Annotated in this window: 11 protein-coding genes; 8 read left to right on the top strand and 3 right to left on the bottom strand. The window is 64.3% G+C overall.

Annotation, left to right across the window (positions count from 1 at the left end; genetic code table 11):
- The first annotated feature begins 2 nt into the window (after nucleotides 1-2).
- The 5 genes from KG104_RS15895 (at nucleotide 3) to purM (ending at nucleotide 4491) form a co-directional block, all read left to right on the top strand.
- Nucleotides 3-1025: an asparaginase gene (locus tag KG104_RS15895; protein ID WP_104053119.1), complete on the top strand. Its 1023-nt coding sequence runs from the start codon at nucleotides 3-5 to the stop codon at nucleotides 1023-1025.
- 20 nt (nucleotides 1026-1045) lie between these two features.
- Entirely contained in the window at nucleotides 1046-1426 is a 381-nt protein-coding gene (locus KG104_RS15900) for a sterol carrier family protein (protein ID WP_104053120.1), read from the top strand.
- Nucleotides 1427-1451: 25 nt separating this feature from the next.
- The gene (locus tag KG104_RS15905; protein ID WP_104053121.1) at nucleotides 1452-1739 is read left to right on the top strand and encodes a hypothetical protein; all 288 of its coding nucleotides are present in this window, start codon (nucleotides 1452-1454) and stop codon (nucleotides 1737-1739) included.
- Nucleotides 1740-1810: 71 nt separating this feature from the next.
- The gene (purF, locus tag KG104_RS15910) at nucleotides 1811-3379 is read left to right on the top strand and encodes an amidophosphoribosyltransferase (protein WP_104053122.1); all 1569 of its coding nucleotides are present in this window, start codon (nucleotides 1811-1813) and stop codon (nucleotides 3377-3379) included.
- Nucleotides 3376-4491: a phosphoribosylformylglycinamidine cyclo-ligase gene (gene purM, locus KG104_RS15915; protein WP_104053123.1), complete on the top strand. Its 1116-nt coding sequence runs from the start codon at nucleotides 3376-3378 to the stop codon at nucleotides 4489-4491. Before purF ends, purM begins: the two co-directional genes overlap by 4 nt.
- Nucleotides 4492-4683: 192 nt before the next feature.
- Here purM and KG104_RS15920 read toward each other — a convergent pair whose 3' ends face one another.
- Entirely contained in the window at nucleotides 4684-4920 is a 237-nt protein-coding gene (locus KG104_RS15920) for a DUF3073 domain-containing protein (protein WP_104053710.1), read from the bottom strand.
- A gap of 277 nt (nucleotides 4921-5197) precedes the next feature.
- On the opposite strand from KG104_RS15920, the gene KG104_RS15925 reads away from it, so the two are divergent.
- Nucleotides 5198-6397 (top strand): septum formation family protein, encoded by a 1200-nt coding sequence (locus KG104_RS15925; RefSeq protein ID WP_207347728.1) that lies wholly within the window; start codon nucleotides 5198-5200, stop codon nucleotides 6395-6397.
- A 27-nt stretch (nucleotides 6398-6424) separates the two neighbouring features.
- Here the strand turns inward: KG104_RS15925 and clpB are convergent, their stop codons facing one another.
- Together clpB and KG104_RS15935 are read right to left on the bottom strand one after the other, a co-directional pair.
- Entirely contained in the window at nucleotides 6425-9055 is a 2631-nt protein-coding gene (gene clpB / locus KG104_RS15930) for an ATP-dependent chaperone ClpB (RefSeq protein ID WP_104053125.1), read from the bottom strand.
- Between the two features lie 209 nt (nucleotides 9056-9264).
- Nucleotides 9265-9873 carry an SRPBCC domain-containing protein gene (locus KG104_RS15935; RefSeq protein ID WP_207347727.1) on the bottom strand — a complete coding sequence of 203 codons (609 nt, stop codon included), beginning with the start codon at nucleotides 9871-9873 and terminating at the stop codon, nucleotides 9265-9267.
- A gap of 389 nt (nucleotides 9874-10262) precedes the next feature.
- Between KG104_RS15935 and betT the strand changes: the two genes are divergently transcribed.
- Nucleotides 10263-12371 (top strand): choline BCCT transporter BetT, encoded by a 2109-nt coding sequence (gene betT, locus KG104_RS15940; protein ID WP_207347726.1) that lies wholly within the window; start codon nucleotides 10263-10265, stop codon nucleotides 12369-12371.
- On the top strand, nucleotides 12368-13852 hold the full coding sequence (locus KG104_RS15945) for an aldehyde dehydrogenase family protein (RefSeq protein WP_207347725.1): 1485 nt from the start codon (nucleotides 12368-12370) through the stop codon (nucleotides 13850-13852). Before betT ends, KG104_RS15945 begins: the two co-directional genes overlap by 4 nt.
- The last annotated feature ends 3 nt before the right edge of the window (nucleotides 13853-13855 follow it).

Here is a 13855-nt window from a genome sequence, read left to right on the forward strand (position 1 = left end):
ACATGCCTGCCACTTTTACTGCGTCCGATGCCGTTGAACTTGCCGTTGTTGAACGCAGCGGTTTCATCGAGTCCCGCCATATCGGGTCCGCCGTGGTCATGGCCGCCGACGGAACCGTTGTCACCGCCCTTGGCGACATCACCACCCCCATCTTTCCTCGGTCTACCCTGAAGCCCTTCCAGGCCGTGGCCGCCATGCAGGCCGGGGTCCCCCTGCGCGGGCCGCAGGTGGCGCTGGCCGCCGCCAGCCACACCGGTTCCAAGGAGCACACGGACGTAGTCAAGACGATGCTGGCCGCCGCCGGCGTCACCGAGGACCATCTGCAGTGCCCCGAAGACTGGCCGCAGGATGAGGCCGCCCGCCATGAGCTGATCCGTGCCGGCAAGGGCAAAAACAAGCTGGCCTTCAACTGCTCCGGCAAGCACGCCGCCTTCCTCTGGGCCTGCACCGAAAACAACTGGGACCACGCCACCTACCTGGACCCGCAGCATCCCCTCCAGCAGAGCATCGCCGGCGTCATCGAAGAATTCACCGGCGAAAGCGTCAGCCACTGGGGAACCGACGGCTGCGGTGCGCCCCTGGCCGCTGTTTCGCTCACCGGACTGGCCCGCGGCATCGGCCGCCTGGCCAAGGCCCCGTCCGGGAAACACGGCAATGCCCGCGCCGCAACGGTGGCCACCGCCATGCTGGACTACCCCTGGGCCGTTCACGGCCACGGCCGTGAAAACACGGTGGTGATGGAGGACCTTGGCATCATTTCCAAGAACGGCGCCGAAGGCGTCCTGGTCCTGGGCACCGACACCGGTGTGTCAGTGGCGCTGAAGATGCTCGACGGCGACACCCGGGCCGCGTCCCTGGTGGGCCTGACCCTGCTGGCCGCCAGCGGTGCGGTGGATCCCGGCAAAATCAGCGCGGTGCTGGACAAGATTGTCCGTCCCGTTCTGGGCGGCGGCGCACCCGTGGGCAGCATCCGCCTGGGCGCACCCGTGACGGCGCTGCTGGATTCCGCACTCCTGGATTCCTGAGCGGACCGGCTGAGCAACTCATGGCACGACGACGGGTCCCCGCCACCGACGGCGAAGCTGCGCTGCGCGCTGCCCTCGCTGCCACTGCTGCAGGGACGAAACCGGACCGGAACACCCTGGCCACGGCCGTCCGCTATTCGCTGGAAGAGCTGGCGGAGCGCGCGCCGGGCAACAGCGTAGAGGTTCGGGTGCCGCCGTTCGGCGTCACCCAGTGCGTCGCCGGCCCCCGGCATACCCGCGGCACCCCGCCCAACGTGATCGAAACCGACGCGGCCACCTGGCTGGGTCTGGTCTCCGGGCAGCAGTCCTGGAATGAGTCCGTTCAGGCCGGAAAAGTGGCTGCGTCAGGGCTGCGGGCCAACCTGTCTGAGTGGCTGCCGCTCTTCCGTGCAGGCCAATAACCTCTACTGCCGGTAGAATTTTCGTATGGATTCCCAGCAGCACAGTCCCGAACGCCGCGAAATTACCGTCCGGCGTGCCCCCCGTTTCGTCCCCTTCCTCCTGTTGGGCGTGATCGCCGGCTTCATCGCGGCGCTGCTGGTCGCCTATATCGGCCCGGAAAATCCCACGTACACGCGGGAAGCCACCTTGGGCTTCTTCACCATCATGTTCGCGATTCCGGGTGTGTGCCTCGGCGCCCTGGTTGCCCTGCTCCTGGACTGGAACAGTGTCCGCAAAACCCGCCGTGCCGTCGTCGAACGGGACGAAGAGTAGTCCTGCTCCCAGCGGCCGTAATGGTTGCGCATGAAGGTCTGGCTTTGCCCGCGGCGTGAGAGACTAATCTCATGGCACGCGGTGATGGAAAGCTTTCCCACGATCTCATGCCCGGCGAAAAAGGTCCGCAGGATGCCTGCGGAGTTTTCGGCGTCTGGGCCCCCGGCGAAGAGGTAGCAAAACTTACCTATTACGGGCTCTACGCACTGCAGCACCGCGGACAGGAGTCCGCCGGCATAGCCACCAGTGACGGCTCAAGAATCAGCGTTTACAAGGACATGGGTTTGGTGTCCCAGGTCTTTGACGAGACGACTCTGAACACCCTGGGCGGTCACATCGCGGTGGGACACTGCCGCTACTCAACCACCGGTGCCTCGCACTGGGCCAACGCACAGCCCACTCTCGGCGCAACCGCCAGCGGCACAGTGGCGCTGGCCCACAACGGGAACCTGACGAACTCTGCTGAACTCTACGAAATGATCGTTGAGCGCGAGGGACGGCCCCGTTCCGGCGAGATCGCCCAGGGCAACACCTCGGACACGGCACTGGTCACGGCCCTGCTCAACGGTTCCGACGGCCGCTCGCTCGAGGAAACGGCCCTGGAGCTGCTGCCCAAACTGCGCGGCGCGTTCTCCTTCGTGTTCATGGATGAAGGCACCCTTTATGCCGCCCGTGACACCTACGGGGTGCGCCCCCTGGTCCTCGGACGGCTGGACCGCGGCTGGGTCGTAGCCTCGGAAGGTTCCGCCCTGGCCACCGTGGGCGCCAGCTTCATCCGCGAAATCAAACCCGGTGAGTTCATTGCCATTGATGAGAACGGGATCCGCAGCAGCAGTTTCGGCGAGCCCACTCCTGCCGGCTGTGTCTTTGAATACGTCTATCTGGCCAGGCCCGACGCCGTCATCAACGGGCGCTCCGTGTATGAAAGCCGGGTGGAAATGGGCCGCCAGCTCGCCCGCGAGTACGCGGTCGAAGCGGATATTGTCATTCCCGTGCCTGAGTCCGGAACTCCCGCCGCCGTGGGTTATGCCGAAGAGTCCGGCATTCCGTTCGCCCATGGATTCGTCAAGAACTCCTATGTGGGACGCACTTTCATCCAGCCCAGCCAGACGCTGCGTCAGCTGGGCATCAAACTCAAGCTCAACGCGCTGGAATCGGTGATCCGGGGCAAGCGCGTGGTGGTGGTCGATGACAGCATTGTGCGCGGCAACACCCAGCGGGCCATTGTGCGGATGCTGCGCGAAGTCGGCGCCAAAGAGGTGCACGTCAAGATTTCCTCGCCGCCCGTCCAGTGGCCCTGTTTCTACGGGATCGACTTCGCCTCCCGTGCAGAACTGATTGCCAACGGTGCGGCCGTGGAGGAAATCTGCACGTCCATCGGGGCCGACAGCCTGGCGTACATCTCCGAGGACGGCATGATCGGAGCCACCCAGCAGCCCCGCCAACGCTTGTGCACTGCCTGCTTCACCGGCGTGTATCCGATTGAGCTGCCGGCAGCGGACAAACTGGGCAAGTCCCTGCTGGAGTCCGAGGCGCCGGCCAACCCTGCGGACGCAGACAGCGCCAACGGCTGTGATCCCGGACCAGATTCAGACTTTGAGAACCTCCTCACCGAATCCGATAAGAAGGAAGCCGTATGAGCTCGTCCGACACCGCCATCACCTATGCCTCTGCGGGCGTGGACGTTGAAGCCGGAGACAAAGCCGTTGAACTGATGAAGGCAGCCGTGAAGGCTACCCACAATTCCTCCGTTCTGGGCGGGGTGGGCGGTTTTGCCGGGCTCTACGACGTGTCCCGGCTCCTGACCTACAAGAAGCCCCTGCTGGCAACGTCCACCGACGGCGTGGGCACCAAGGTTGCCATTGCCCAGGCCATGGACATCCACGACACCATCGGTTTTGACCTGGTGGGCATGGTGGTTGATGACATTGTGGTGGTGGGCGCCGAACCGCTGTTCATGACCGATTACATTGCCTGCGGCAAGGTGGTTCCGGAACGTATCGCGGACATTGTCCGCGGCATTGCTGCGGCGTGCGAGGTGGCCGGCACCGCGCTGGTGGGCGGCGAAACCGCCGAGCACCCCGGGCTGCTGGGCGAACACGAGTACGACGTCGCCGGCGCAGCCACCGGTGTTGTGGAGGCCGCCAACCTGCTGGGCCCCGAACGCGTCCGCGACGGCGACGTGGTGATCGGCATGGCGTCCTCCGGGCTGCACTCCAACGGTTACTCGCTGGTCCGCAGTGTCATCAACCGTGCCGGCTGGCAGCTGGAGCGCCAGGTCAGCGAGTTCGGTCGGACACTGGGTGAAGAGCTCCTGGAACCCACCCGCGTCTATGCCGCTGACTGCTTGGATCTGGCCCGGCTGGAAACCGCAGGCGTCCATGGGTTCAGCCATGTCACCGGCGGCGGCCTCGCCGCCAACCTGGCACGCGTGCTGCCCAAGGGCCTCGAAGCGACGGTGGACCGCTCCACCTGGGAGCTGCCGCCCATCTTCAAGCTCGTGGGTGAGCTGGGCAATGTGCCGCAGTCCGATCTGGAACGCACCCTGAACCTCGGAGTGGGCATGGTGGCCATCGTGGACGCGGCAGGCGCGGATGCGGCTCTGGCCCGGCTGGCGGAGCGCGGCGTCCCCGCATGGGTCATGGGTACAGTAGGTGCCGCAGGCCCGGCGCAGGCAGGCCCGGACTACGTCCAGGGAGCCAAGGGCGTCGACGGCGGTGCCGTCCGGCTGGTGGGGAACTACGCAGGCTAACGGGCCAAGCCCCCACCAGGACCCCAACACAAAGGGCGCTCATCGGCTTCGATGGGCGCCCTTTGTTGTGCCCCGTCCCGGGAGAGGAAAGGTCCTGCTGCGGACGGCAACGCGTCTTAACGGCCTTCAGCGGATCCACCCGAGGGTGATCCGCTGAAGGATAGCAATTGGCCGACGCTTTGAAGTGCCGCTTTAGCCGATGCGGCGGGAAGTACCTTCATCGTCGTCATCGTCGCCAAATTGATCCGCGTACTTGTCTTCGTACGCCGAGTAATCCGGCTCGGCCGGTTCCTCGGGATATCGACTCGATGGACGGCTCGTTGGTCCCGCAAGCTCACGCTGCAGTGCCGAGTAGTCCGTGGCCGGGGTGAAGTACTTCATTTCCCGGGCCTGCTTGGTTGCTTTTGCCTTTTGACGGCCGCGCCCCATGGCGTGACCCCCTTTTTGCGTCGATCCGGAGGTGGTCGCTCTGAGCAAGATGAGCGAGGCCCCGGAATATTTGGTCAATTTGTCGTAAGTACAGGTTACATGTTTTCGGGCCGCCTTGTGCCCCGCCTCGCCCGATGTGGCGCTCCAAGACCCCGGATTGTTCACGGCGCCCAGCACCCCTCATCCTGCACGACCGCACCCACACTGGGTAAAGTCAGGGGTAGAGACAGATTTGGGGCCCTTTTCGGGCCGCCTACAGGGAGGACTGACGTTCACCATGAGCGATAAAAACAGCACGCCGGGGACAGATTCCCCTCCCGCTTCGGGAGCGTCCCCGATAAAGCCAACAGCGGAAGAGGCCGGGGCAGCGACCGCTGCATCACCCGGGCTGCCGGACCTTGAAGCCCATGCCGAGCCACCGCAGTGGCTGTCAGGGGACATCGGACACGACACCCGCGTTTGGTCCGCCGCGTTCGAAGGCACCGAAGCCGGACAGGACGACGGCGGCAGTACAGCCGCTGAACCCGCTGACGCGGAGCCTGACGCAATGATGAGTGAGGAACCGGAACTGACCAACCCGGACGATGTCACGCTGGAAGAGCCGTCCCTGGGCAGCCCGGACATCAGCTCCGATGCAGCCGACGCCGCCTCGCTCAACGATGCAACTGCAGAAGTTAAGGCAGTGGAGGCTGAAGCGGCGGATGCGGCTGTCCTCACCGATCCGGCTGCCAATCATCCTGCGGCGGTCAGCCACACCGCGGGAATAACGGCAGCGGCTCCCATGACTGGCACGGGGACCGCGGATGACACAGGGACCGCGGATGACGAATCCCCGAAGGAGGAGACTCCCCGCTCCGATGGCAACATGGATGGGACCTCCGGCAACGGCGAAGCTGCGGAGCCGCAGGCCGCTGCAGAACCTGCGGACTCCCGGCGTTCCCGCCGCGGCGCTGAGCCACGCGGCACCGCAGCACCATCCGAATCATCCGGGGAACCTTCCGGCAACGGAACAACCAAGCGCACCCTGCTCATCATTGGTGTGCTGGGGGTGCTCGCCGTCCTCGTGGTGCTGTTCTTCACCGTGATCCTGGGTTCGGAAAAGGAACCGGGGGTGCTGGAAGAGAACGTTGCGCCCATAGAACTGGATGCCGGAGCCTGCCTTGCCAATTTCGCCGGAGTCAACGAGCCCGTCACGGTGGTCACCTGCGAGACTCCGCACAATGCCCAGCTGGTCGCCGCAGCCACCTATCCGGACGGCGACGAGTTCCCCGGCACCGAGGCACTGTCGGAACGGGCCACTGAGATCTGCGCCCAGGTCCGCTATTCCGAGGCGTTGACCGACTCCCCTGACCTGGAGCTTCAGGAGAACAAGGTCATCCCCACCCGCGAGTCGTGGGAGGACGGCGACCGCCGCATCGACTGCTTTGTGGTTTCCAGCGGAGAAGCGGACCTGACTGCCTCACTGCTCGCCGACTAGCTGCCCGAGGGCAGCCAGGCCGGCCGCTTAGGCGGCTTCCACCGTCAGACCCACCGGTTCCGTCACCAGCTCCTCGCCGTCCATGCTCACGTTTCCCTCCGGGCGGTCCACCAGCACGGTGTCTCCGTCACTGATCCTGCCGGCGAGGATGCCCCGCGCCAGCTTGTCGCCGATTTCGCGCTGCACCAGCCGGCGCAGCGGGCGGGCGCCGTAGGCCGGGTCATACCCGGTCAGCGCCAGCCATTCGCGGGCCGCGTCGGTGACGTCCAGAACCAGACGGCGTTCATGCAGCCGCTTAGCCAGCGCCTGCACCTGGATGTCTACGATCTTGGACAGATCCTCCAGGCTCAGCGGATCGAACAGGATGACGTCGTCCAGCCGGTTCAGGAACTCCGGCTTGAAGTTGGCGTTGACCATGGACATAACCGACTCCCGCTTCTGATCTTCCGTCAGACCGGGATCCACCAGGAACTGGGACCCGAGGTTGGACGTCAGAATCAGAATGACGTTGCGGAAGTCCACGGTGCGGCCCTGACCGTCGGTGAGCCGGCCGTCGTCGAGCACCTGGAGCAGAATGTCAAAGACTTCCGGATGGGCCTTTTCCACCTCATCCAGCAGGATGACGGAGTACGGCCGGCGGCGCACCGCCTCAGTCAACTGGCCGCCCTCCTCGTACCCCACATATCCGGGAGGCGCTCCCACCAGGCGGGAAACCGCGTGCTTCTCCGAGTATTCGCTCATGTCAATGCGCACCATGGCACGCTCATCGTCGAAGAGGAACTCGGCGAGCGCTTTGGCGAGCTCGGTCTTGCCCACGCCGGTGGGTCCCAGGAAGAGGAAGGAACCGGTGGGCCGGTCCGGGTCGCTGACACCGGCGCGGGAACGGCGGACTGCGTCCGAGACGGCGCTCACTGCCTTGGTTTGGCCAATCAGGCGCGAACCGATGTTGGCCTCCATGTCCAAGAGCTTTTGTGATTCGCCCTGAAGCATCCGGCCGGCCGGAACACCGGTCCAAGCGGAGACAACCTCGGCGATGTCGTCCGCCGTGACTTCCTCCGAGACCATCAGTTCATGGGTTTCCTCGCCGAATTTGCTTTCTTCCGCCTGCTGGGCAGCTTCCAGCTCCTTTTGCAGCGCGGGAATTTCACCGTAAAGAATCCTCGAAGCTTCCGTGAGGTCGCCGTCGCGCTGGAACTTCTCCGCCTCGCTGCGCAGTTCATCGATCTGGGCCTTCAGATCACCCACGCGGTTCAGGCCCGCTTTCTCCGCTTCCCAACGGGCGTTCAGGGCAGCCAGCTCTTCCTTCTTATTGGCCATGTCTTCGCGCAGGACAGCCAGCCGTTCCACCGAGGCTTCGTCCGTCTCGTTTGCCAGCGCCAGTTCCTCCATGGTCAACCGGTCCACAGCGCGGCGGAGTTCGTCGATTTCCTCCGGCGCGGAGTCAATCTCCATCCGCAGCCGGGAAGCGGCCTCGTCCACCAGATCGATAGCCTTGTCCGGAAGCTGGCGGCCCGTAATGTACCGGTTGGACAGCGTAGCCGCGGCCACCAGGGCAGCATCGGCGATGGCCACCTTATGATGCGCCTCGTAGCGTTCCTTCAGGCCGCGCAAAATCCCGATGGTGTCCGGAACACTGGGCTCCCCCACGTAAACCTGCTGGAAGCGCCGCTCCAGCGCGGCGTCCTTTTCGATGTTTTCGCGGTATTCATCCAGTGTGGTGGCGCCAATCAGGCGCAGTTCCCCCCGCGCCAGCATGGGCTTGAGCATATTCCCGGCGTCCATGGAGCCTTCAGCGGCCCCGGCGCCCACCACGGTGTGCAGCTCGTCGATGAAGGTGACAATCTGGCCTTCGGCGTTGGAGATCTCCTCCAGCACGGCCTTAAAGCGCTCCTCGAACTCGCCGCGGTATTTGGCGCCGGCCACCATGGACCCCAGGTCCAGGGACAGGAGGGTTTTGCCGTTGAGGCTCTCCGGAACATCGCCTGCCACAATCCGCTGGGCAAGCCCCTCGACGACGGCGGTCTTACCCACGCCCGGTTCGCCGATCAGCACAGGGTTGTTCTTGGTGCGGCGGCTCAGCACCTGGATAACGCGGCGGATTTCTGAATCCCGCCCGATGACCGGATCAAGTTTGCCGCTGCGGGCCATCTCGGTGAGGTCGGTGCTGAACTTCTCCAGCGCCTGGAAGGTGTTTTCCGGATCAGCATTGGTCACTTTTCGGTCTCCTCGTACAGATGGAAGGGCTGCCTTCAAAGCGTCGTGGCCGGCTCCGTTGTCCCGCAGTGCCTTGCCGGCCGCGCCGCTGTCCAGGGACAGTCCGAGCAGCAGATGCTCGGTGGACACGTACGCGTCGCCCAGCTGTTCGGCTTCCTGCTGAGCCGCAGTGATCACCTGCAGCATGGAGCGCGAGAACTGCGGCTGTGCCACGGAGGAGCCCGAAGATGACGGCAGGGAGTGGATCGCGTTGGACGCTGCGGCGCTGACCGTATCAGCGCTCACGCCCGCTGCCTTCAGCAGGGCCACCGCAACCCCCTGACGCTGGTCCATCAGTGCTTTCAGGAGATGGGCAGGCTCGATTTGCGGGTTGCCCGCTGTGGCAGCGTTCATGGCAGCTGCCTGGAGCGCTTCTTGGCTCTTGTTGGTGAATTTGGTGTCCACTACGGGTTCCTTCCAAGCTCAAACTGGATTCCAGCTTCCGGAGCGAGTCCTAGAAAAGATCATCCCACCGGACGCAACAAAGTTGAGTCAATTCGACTCAACTTGAATTGTATAGGTTATCCACGGCGTTTGCACGACAATGAGGCACGGTTTGCGCGCACTTGGACCCAAAAATATCGAAGGCAGTTTCCGGACTGCGCGAGCCCGTTCTAGGAGAGGCCGGGCACGGCTTCGTGCTCGTGGTCCCAGTCCTCTTTGGCCCGCTCCCACTGGGCGTTTCGCGCCTCGTACAGCCGCAGTTGCTCCCCCTCCAGCGAGGCCCAGCCAATCACTCCCATAGTTTCCTGGAATTCCTCCCCGCCGAGATGGCCGGTGAGGTGGTCCAGGAAGAATTCCCATCCCGGGCCCGCTGCCCATTCCCCGGAATCCGAGTTAATGAGGAAGAAGCCGCTGCGTACCGAGGCGTACTTCAGCTCCACATGCGTATATGAATCCTCTGCAGCCAAATGCACTTCCAGTTCGGCCGTTTGGCCGCCCGGACGGGTAAAGGAGACGGTCAGCAACCGGGGCGGATCGCACCGCAGGATAGCGCCCCTGGTCCCGTCGGGGAGCTCGTAGCTGCCTCCCCGCCGTAAATCTCCCTCGGGCCGTCCCACGTATTTCTCCAGGGCATCGGGGTCCGTCAGGGCCGCCCACACTTCCCCAATGGGATAGGGAATGATCCTGCCGACGACCATCATGAGCGCGTGGCCGGCTTGGATTTGCCGCTTGCCAAAAGTGCGTTCGGTGGGTGCAGCCGAGGCATACGGTTCAGGCATAGCTTCCACTCCTCTGTAGAACAACCGGCTGGGAACTCCGGCTCTTCCAGCGGCCGGCGGCGCCCGGGGTGCCACTGGGAGGAATCGCTGAAGCGGGTATGCGACAGGGCCGCGGAGGGCCGGTTTTCCACGACGGTAGCAGGGAAAATCTACGCTGCACAGGGTTCGCGGCTTCATTGAATGACAGTACGCCTGTGACTAAAACCATAGAAATGGAGGCCCGCAGCAGGCATTTGATAGGTTCGGATTGTCCCCCCTTGCCGCACCGAAGCCCAGCTGCCGTACGCCCTTTCCGAGGAAAATGCCGGAGGCTGCACTGCCGGGCTGTGCAGGATGGTTGGCTGCCGGAGCATGCCAAAACTCCATTGAAACCCGAAGGATTTGCCCCCATGAGCAAACTTGCGGAACCGGAGACAGCGGACACCGCTGCGCCGGGAACCCGAGTCAATAAAACGGTCTTCATCGGTTCAGCTACCGGAATCCTGGCCATTGCCCTGTGGGCCATGCTTGCCACTGACAACGCCGAGACGGTCATCGGGTCCATGGTCGGCTGGGTTTCAACGAACATGGGCTGGTACTACTTCCTGGTCGTCACCCTCGTGGTGGTTTTTGTGCTGGTCACGGCACTGACCCGGGTGGGCAAGACCAAGTTGGGTCCGGACCACTCCAAACCGCAGTTTGGACTCTTCACCTGGGCCTCCATGCTCTTTGCAGCGGGTATCGGGATCGACCTGATGTTCTTCTCCGTCTCAGAACCGGTCACCCAGTACCTGGCTCCGCCGACGGGAGACGGCGCCACCGCCGAAGCGGCCCGTCAGGCTCTGGTGCTGACGCTGTTCCACTACGGGATAACGGGATGGGCGCTGTACGCACTGATGGGCCTGGCGCTGGGTTACTTCGCCTACCGGCACAACCTTCCCCTGAGCATCCGGTCCGCCCTGTATCCGATCTTCGGAAAGAAAATCGACGGCCCGCTGGGCCACGGCGTGGATATTGCCGCCCTGCTCGGCACCATCTTCGGTATCGCCACTTCCCTCGGCATCGGCGTCGTCCAGCTGAACTACGGTTTGAGCTTTATGTTCGGGCTGCCCGAGAACCTGACGGTGCAAATCGCGCTGATTGCGCTCTCCGTCATCATGGCCACAGTGTCAGTGGTTTCCGGCGTGGAGAAGGGCATCCGCCGGCTGTCCGAACTCAACGTCATCCTCGCCGTTTGCCTGATGCTGTTTGTGCTCATTGCGGGCAAAACCAACTTCCTGCTGGACGGAATCGTCCAGAACATCGGCGATGTCCTGAGCCGTTTCCCCGCCATGACCATGGACACCATGGCCTACGACCGCCCCGATGTGTGGCTGAGTTCCTGGACGTTGTTCTTCTGGGCCTGGTGGATTGCCTGGGCTCCGTTTGTTGGCCTGTTCCTGGCCCGGATTTCGCGCGGCCGCACCATCCGCCAGTTTGTGCTGGGCACCATGGTTGTACCGTTCGCTTTCATCCTGCTGTGGATCTCCATCTTCGGCAATTCCGCCCTGGAGCTGGTGATGGGCGGCAACGCGGCCTTCGGCGAGGTGGCCATGAACCAGCCCGAACGTGCCTTTTACGGCCTTCTGGAGCAGTACCCGTGGGCACCGGCGACTGCGGCTATCGCCACGTTCACCGGCCTGCTGTTCTATGTCACGTCCGCTGACTCCGGTGCCCTGGTGATGGCCAACTTCACCTCCCACCTGAAGGATGCGAATTCGGACGGCCCCAAGTGGCTGCGTATCTTCTGGGCCGTTGTCACCGGCCTGCTCACCCTGGCCATGCTGATGGTCGGCGGGGTAACCACGCTGCAGAACGCCACCATCATCATGGGCCTGCCGCTGTCCATCCTGCTGCTGTTCATCATGCTCGGCGTCTACAAGGCGCTGCGGGTGGAGAACTCCCTGACGGACAGTTACCGGGCCTCGCTGCCCAACATCATTGCCGGCCGCAGCCTGGACGCACGCAGCGGCCGCAGCTGGCGCCAACGGCTGTCCCGGGTCATGACCTACCCCGGTCCGCGGCAGGCCGAACGCTTTATCCAGGCCGTGGCGCGGCCCGCCCTGCAGGAAGTCCATGACGAACTCAAGGAGCGCGGCGCCGACGTCGTGCTCGGTGAAGGCGAGGCCGCACCGCACGGCATCCATCACCTGGACCTGCATGTGGGGATGGCCGAGGAACGCGTCTTCAAATACCAGATCTACCCCGTGCAGTACGACACGCCGTCCTTCGCCACCAACGCGTCGACGGACAGCAAGTACTTCCGCATGGAGGTGTTCTCCCTGGAGGGCAGCCACGGCTACGACCTCATGGGGTACACGAAGGAGCAGGTCATCACCGATGTCCTGGACCACTACGAGACCCACCTGGAGTTCCTGCACCTCAACCGTGAAGTGCCGGGCAATACCTCCATCACGGAGGACCAGGTTCCGAAAGACAACTGGGAAGCTGATTTCATCAGCGAGGAGGAACGAGCATGACAACCGCCACTTTGTTCATCGACGGCCAGTGGGTGCCCGCATCCGACGGCGGCATTCGTGAGATCCACAACCCGGCCGACGGCGAGTTCGTCGCCGCGGTATCCGAGGCGACCCGGGAGGATACCGAAAAGGCCATTGCCGCAGCCAAGGCCGCCTGGGAACGCGGGGAGTGGGCTTCAGTCCCAGCCCCGGAGCGCGGGGACTTCCTGCTCAAGGTTGCAGCCCGGCTGCGCGAACGCAAGGACGAATTTGCCCGCGCGGAAACGCTGGACACCGGCAAGCGGCTGGTGGAAAGCGAAATCGACATGGACGACATCGCCGCCTGCTTCGCCTACTTCGGCAAGATTGCCGCCCTCAATGCGGGACGGATTGTCGACGCCGGCAACAACGACGTCGTCAGCCGGATCGAATACGAGCCGGTGGGCGTGTGCGGGCTGATCGCCCCGTGGAACTACCCGCTGTTGCAGGCCGCCTGGAAGATCGCCCCCGCGCTGGCCGCGGGCTGCACCTTCATCCTCAAGCCCTCCGAGCTGACCCCGCACACCTCCATCCTGATGATGCAGGTGCTTGAAGAACTCGGGCTGCCCCGCGGTGTCGCCAACCTGGTGCTCGGTGCCGGGGCCGTGGCGGGCGCGCCCCTCTCCGAGTCCCCCGATGTGGACCTGGTCTCCTTCACCGGCGGCGTGGCCACCGGCAAGGTGATTGCCGGTGCAGCAGCGAAGACGGTGAAGAAGGTCGCCCTGGAACTGGGCGGCAAGAACCCCAACGTCATCTTCGCCGACGCGGACTTCGACGCCGCACTGGACAACGCCCTGAACGCCGCGTTTGTCCACTCCGGCCAGGTCTGCTCCGCCGGCGCCCGCCTGCTCGTGGAAGAACCGATCGCCGAACGGTTCGTGGACGAACTGGTGCGCCGCGCCAAGATGATCCGCATGGGCGGGCCCTTCGACGAGAACGCCGAAACCGGTCCGCTGATCTCCGCCGCCCACCGCGACAAGGTCACCGCCTACGTCAACAAGGCCGTGGAAGAAGGCGCCCGGATCCGCTGCGGCGGCACCTGGGGCACCGGCGAGCTGGAAAAGGGCTTCTACTATGCGCCCACTGTGCTGGACAACGTGAAGCGCGGCAGCTCCGCCCTCCTCGATGAGGCCTTCGGCCCGGTGGTGACCGTGGAAACGTTCAACGGCGAGGAAGAAGCCGTGGAACTGGCCAATGACACCGACTACGGTCTGGCCGGTGCGGTGTGGACGCAGGACGCCGGCAAGAGCCAGCGCGTTGCCCGGCGGATGCGTGCCGGCACCGTCTGGATCAACGACTTCCATCCGTACCTGCCGCAGGCTGAGTGGGGCGGCTACGGCCAGTCCGGCGTCGGCCGCGAACTGGGCCCGACCGGCCTGGGCGAATACCAGGAAGCCAAGCACATCTACCACAACATCAACCCGCAGGTGACCGGCTGGTTCACCGATCACGGAAAGGGCTAACAC

It is taken from the genome of Arthrobacter sunyaminii, assembly GCF_018866305.1.
GTDB classification, from domain to species: Bacteria; Actinomycetota; Actinomycetes; order Actinomycetales; family Micrococcaceae; genus Arthrobacter_B; species Arthrobacter_B sunyaminii.

Excerpts from the sequence above, each read along its gene's own strand:
- KG104_RS15895 (WP_104053119.1), top strand. The coding sequence starts at position 3 with ATGCCTGCCACTTTTACTGCGTCCGATGCCGTTGAACTTGCCGTTGTT.
- KG104_RS15900 (WP_104053120.1), top strand. The coding sequence starts at position 1,046 with ATGGCACGACGACGGGTCCCCGCCACCGACGGCGAAGCTGCGCTGCGC.
- KG104_RS15905 (WP_104053121.1), top strand. The coding sequence starts at position 1,452 with ATGGATTCCCAGCAGCACAGTCCCGAACGCCGCGAAATTACCGTCCGG.
- purF (WP_104053122.1), top strand. The coding sequence starts at position 1,811 with ATGGCACGCGGTGATGGAAAGCTTTCCCACGATCTCATGCCCGGCGAA.
- purM (WP_104053123.1), top strand. The coding sequence starts at position 3,376 with ATGAGCTCGTCCGACACCGCCATCACCTATGCCTCTGCGGGCGTGGAC.
- KG104_RS15920 (WP_104053710.1), bottom strand. The coding sequence starts at position 4,920 with ATGGGGCGCGGCCGTCAAAAGGCAAAAGCAACCAAGCAGGCCCGGGAA.
- KG104_RS15925 (WP_207347728.1), top strand. The coding sequence starts at position 5,198 with ATGAGCGATAAAAACAGCACGCCGGGGACAGATTCCCCTCCCGCTTCG.
- KG104_RS15935 (WP_207347727.1), bottom strand. The coding sequence starts at position 9,873 with ATGCCTGAACCGTATGCCTCGGCTGCACCCACCGAACGCACTTTTGGC.
- betT (WP_207347726.1), top strand. The coding sequence starts at position 10,263 with ATGAGCAAACTTGCGGAACCGGAGACAGCGGACACCGCTGCGCCGGGA.
- KG104_RS15945 (WP_207347725.1), top strand. The coding sequence starts at position 12,368 with ATGACAACCGCCACTTTGTTCATCGACGGCCAGTGGGTGCCCGCATCC.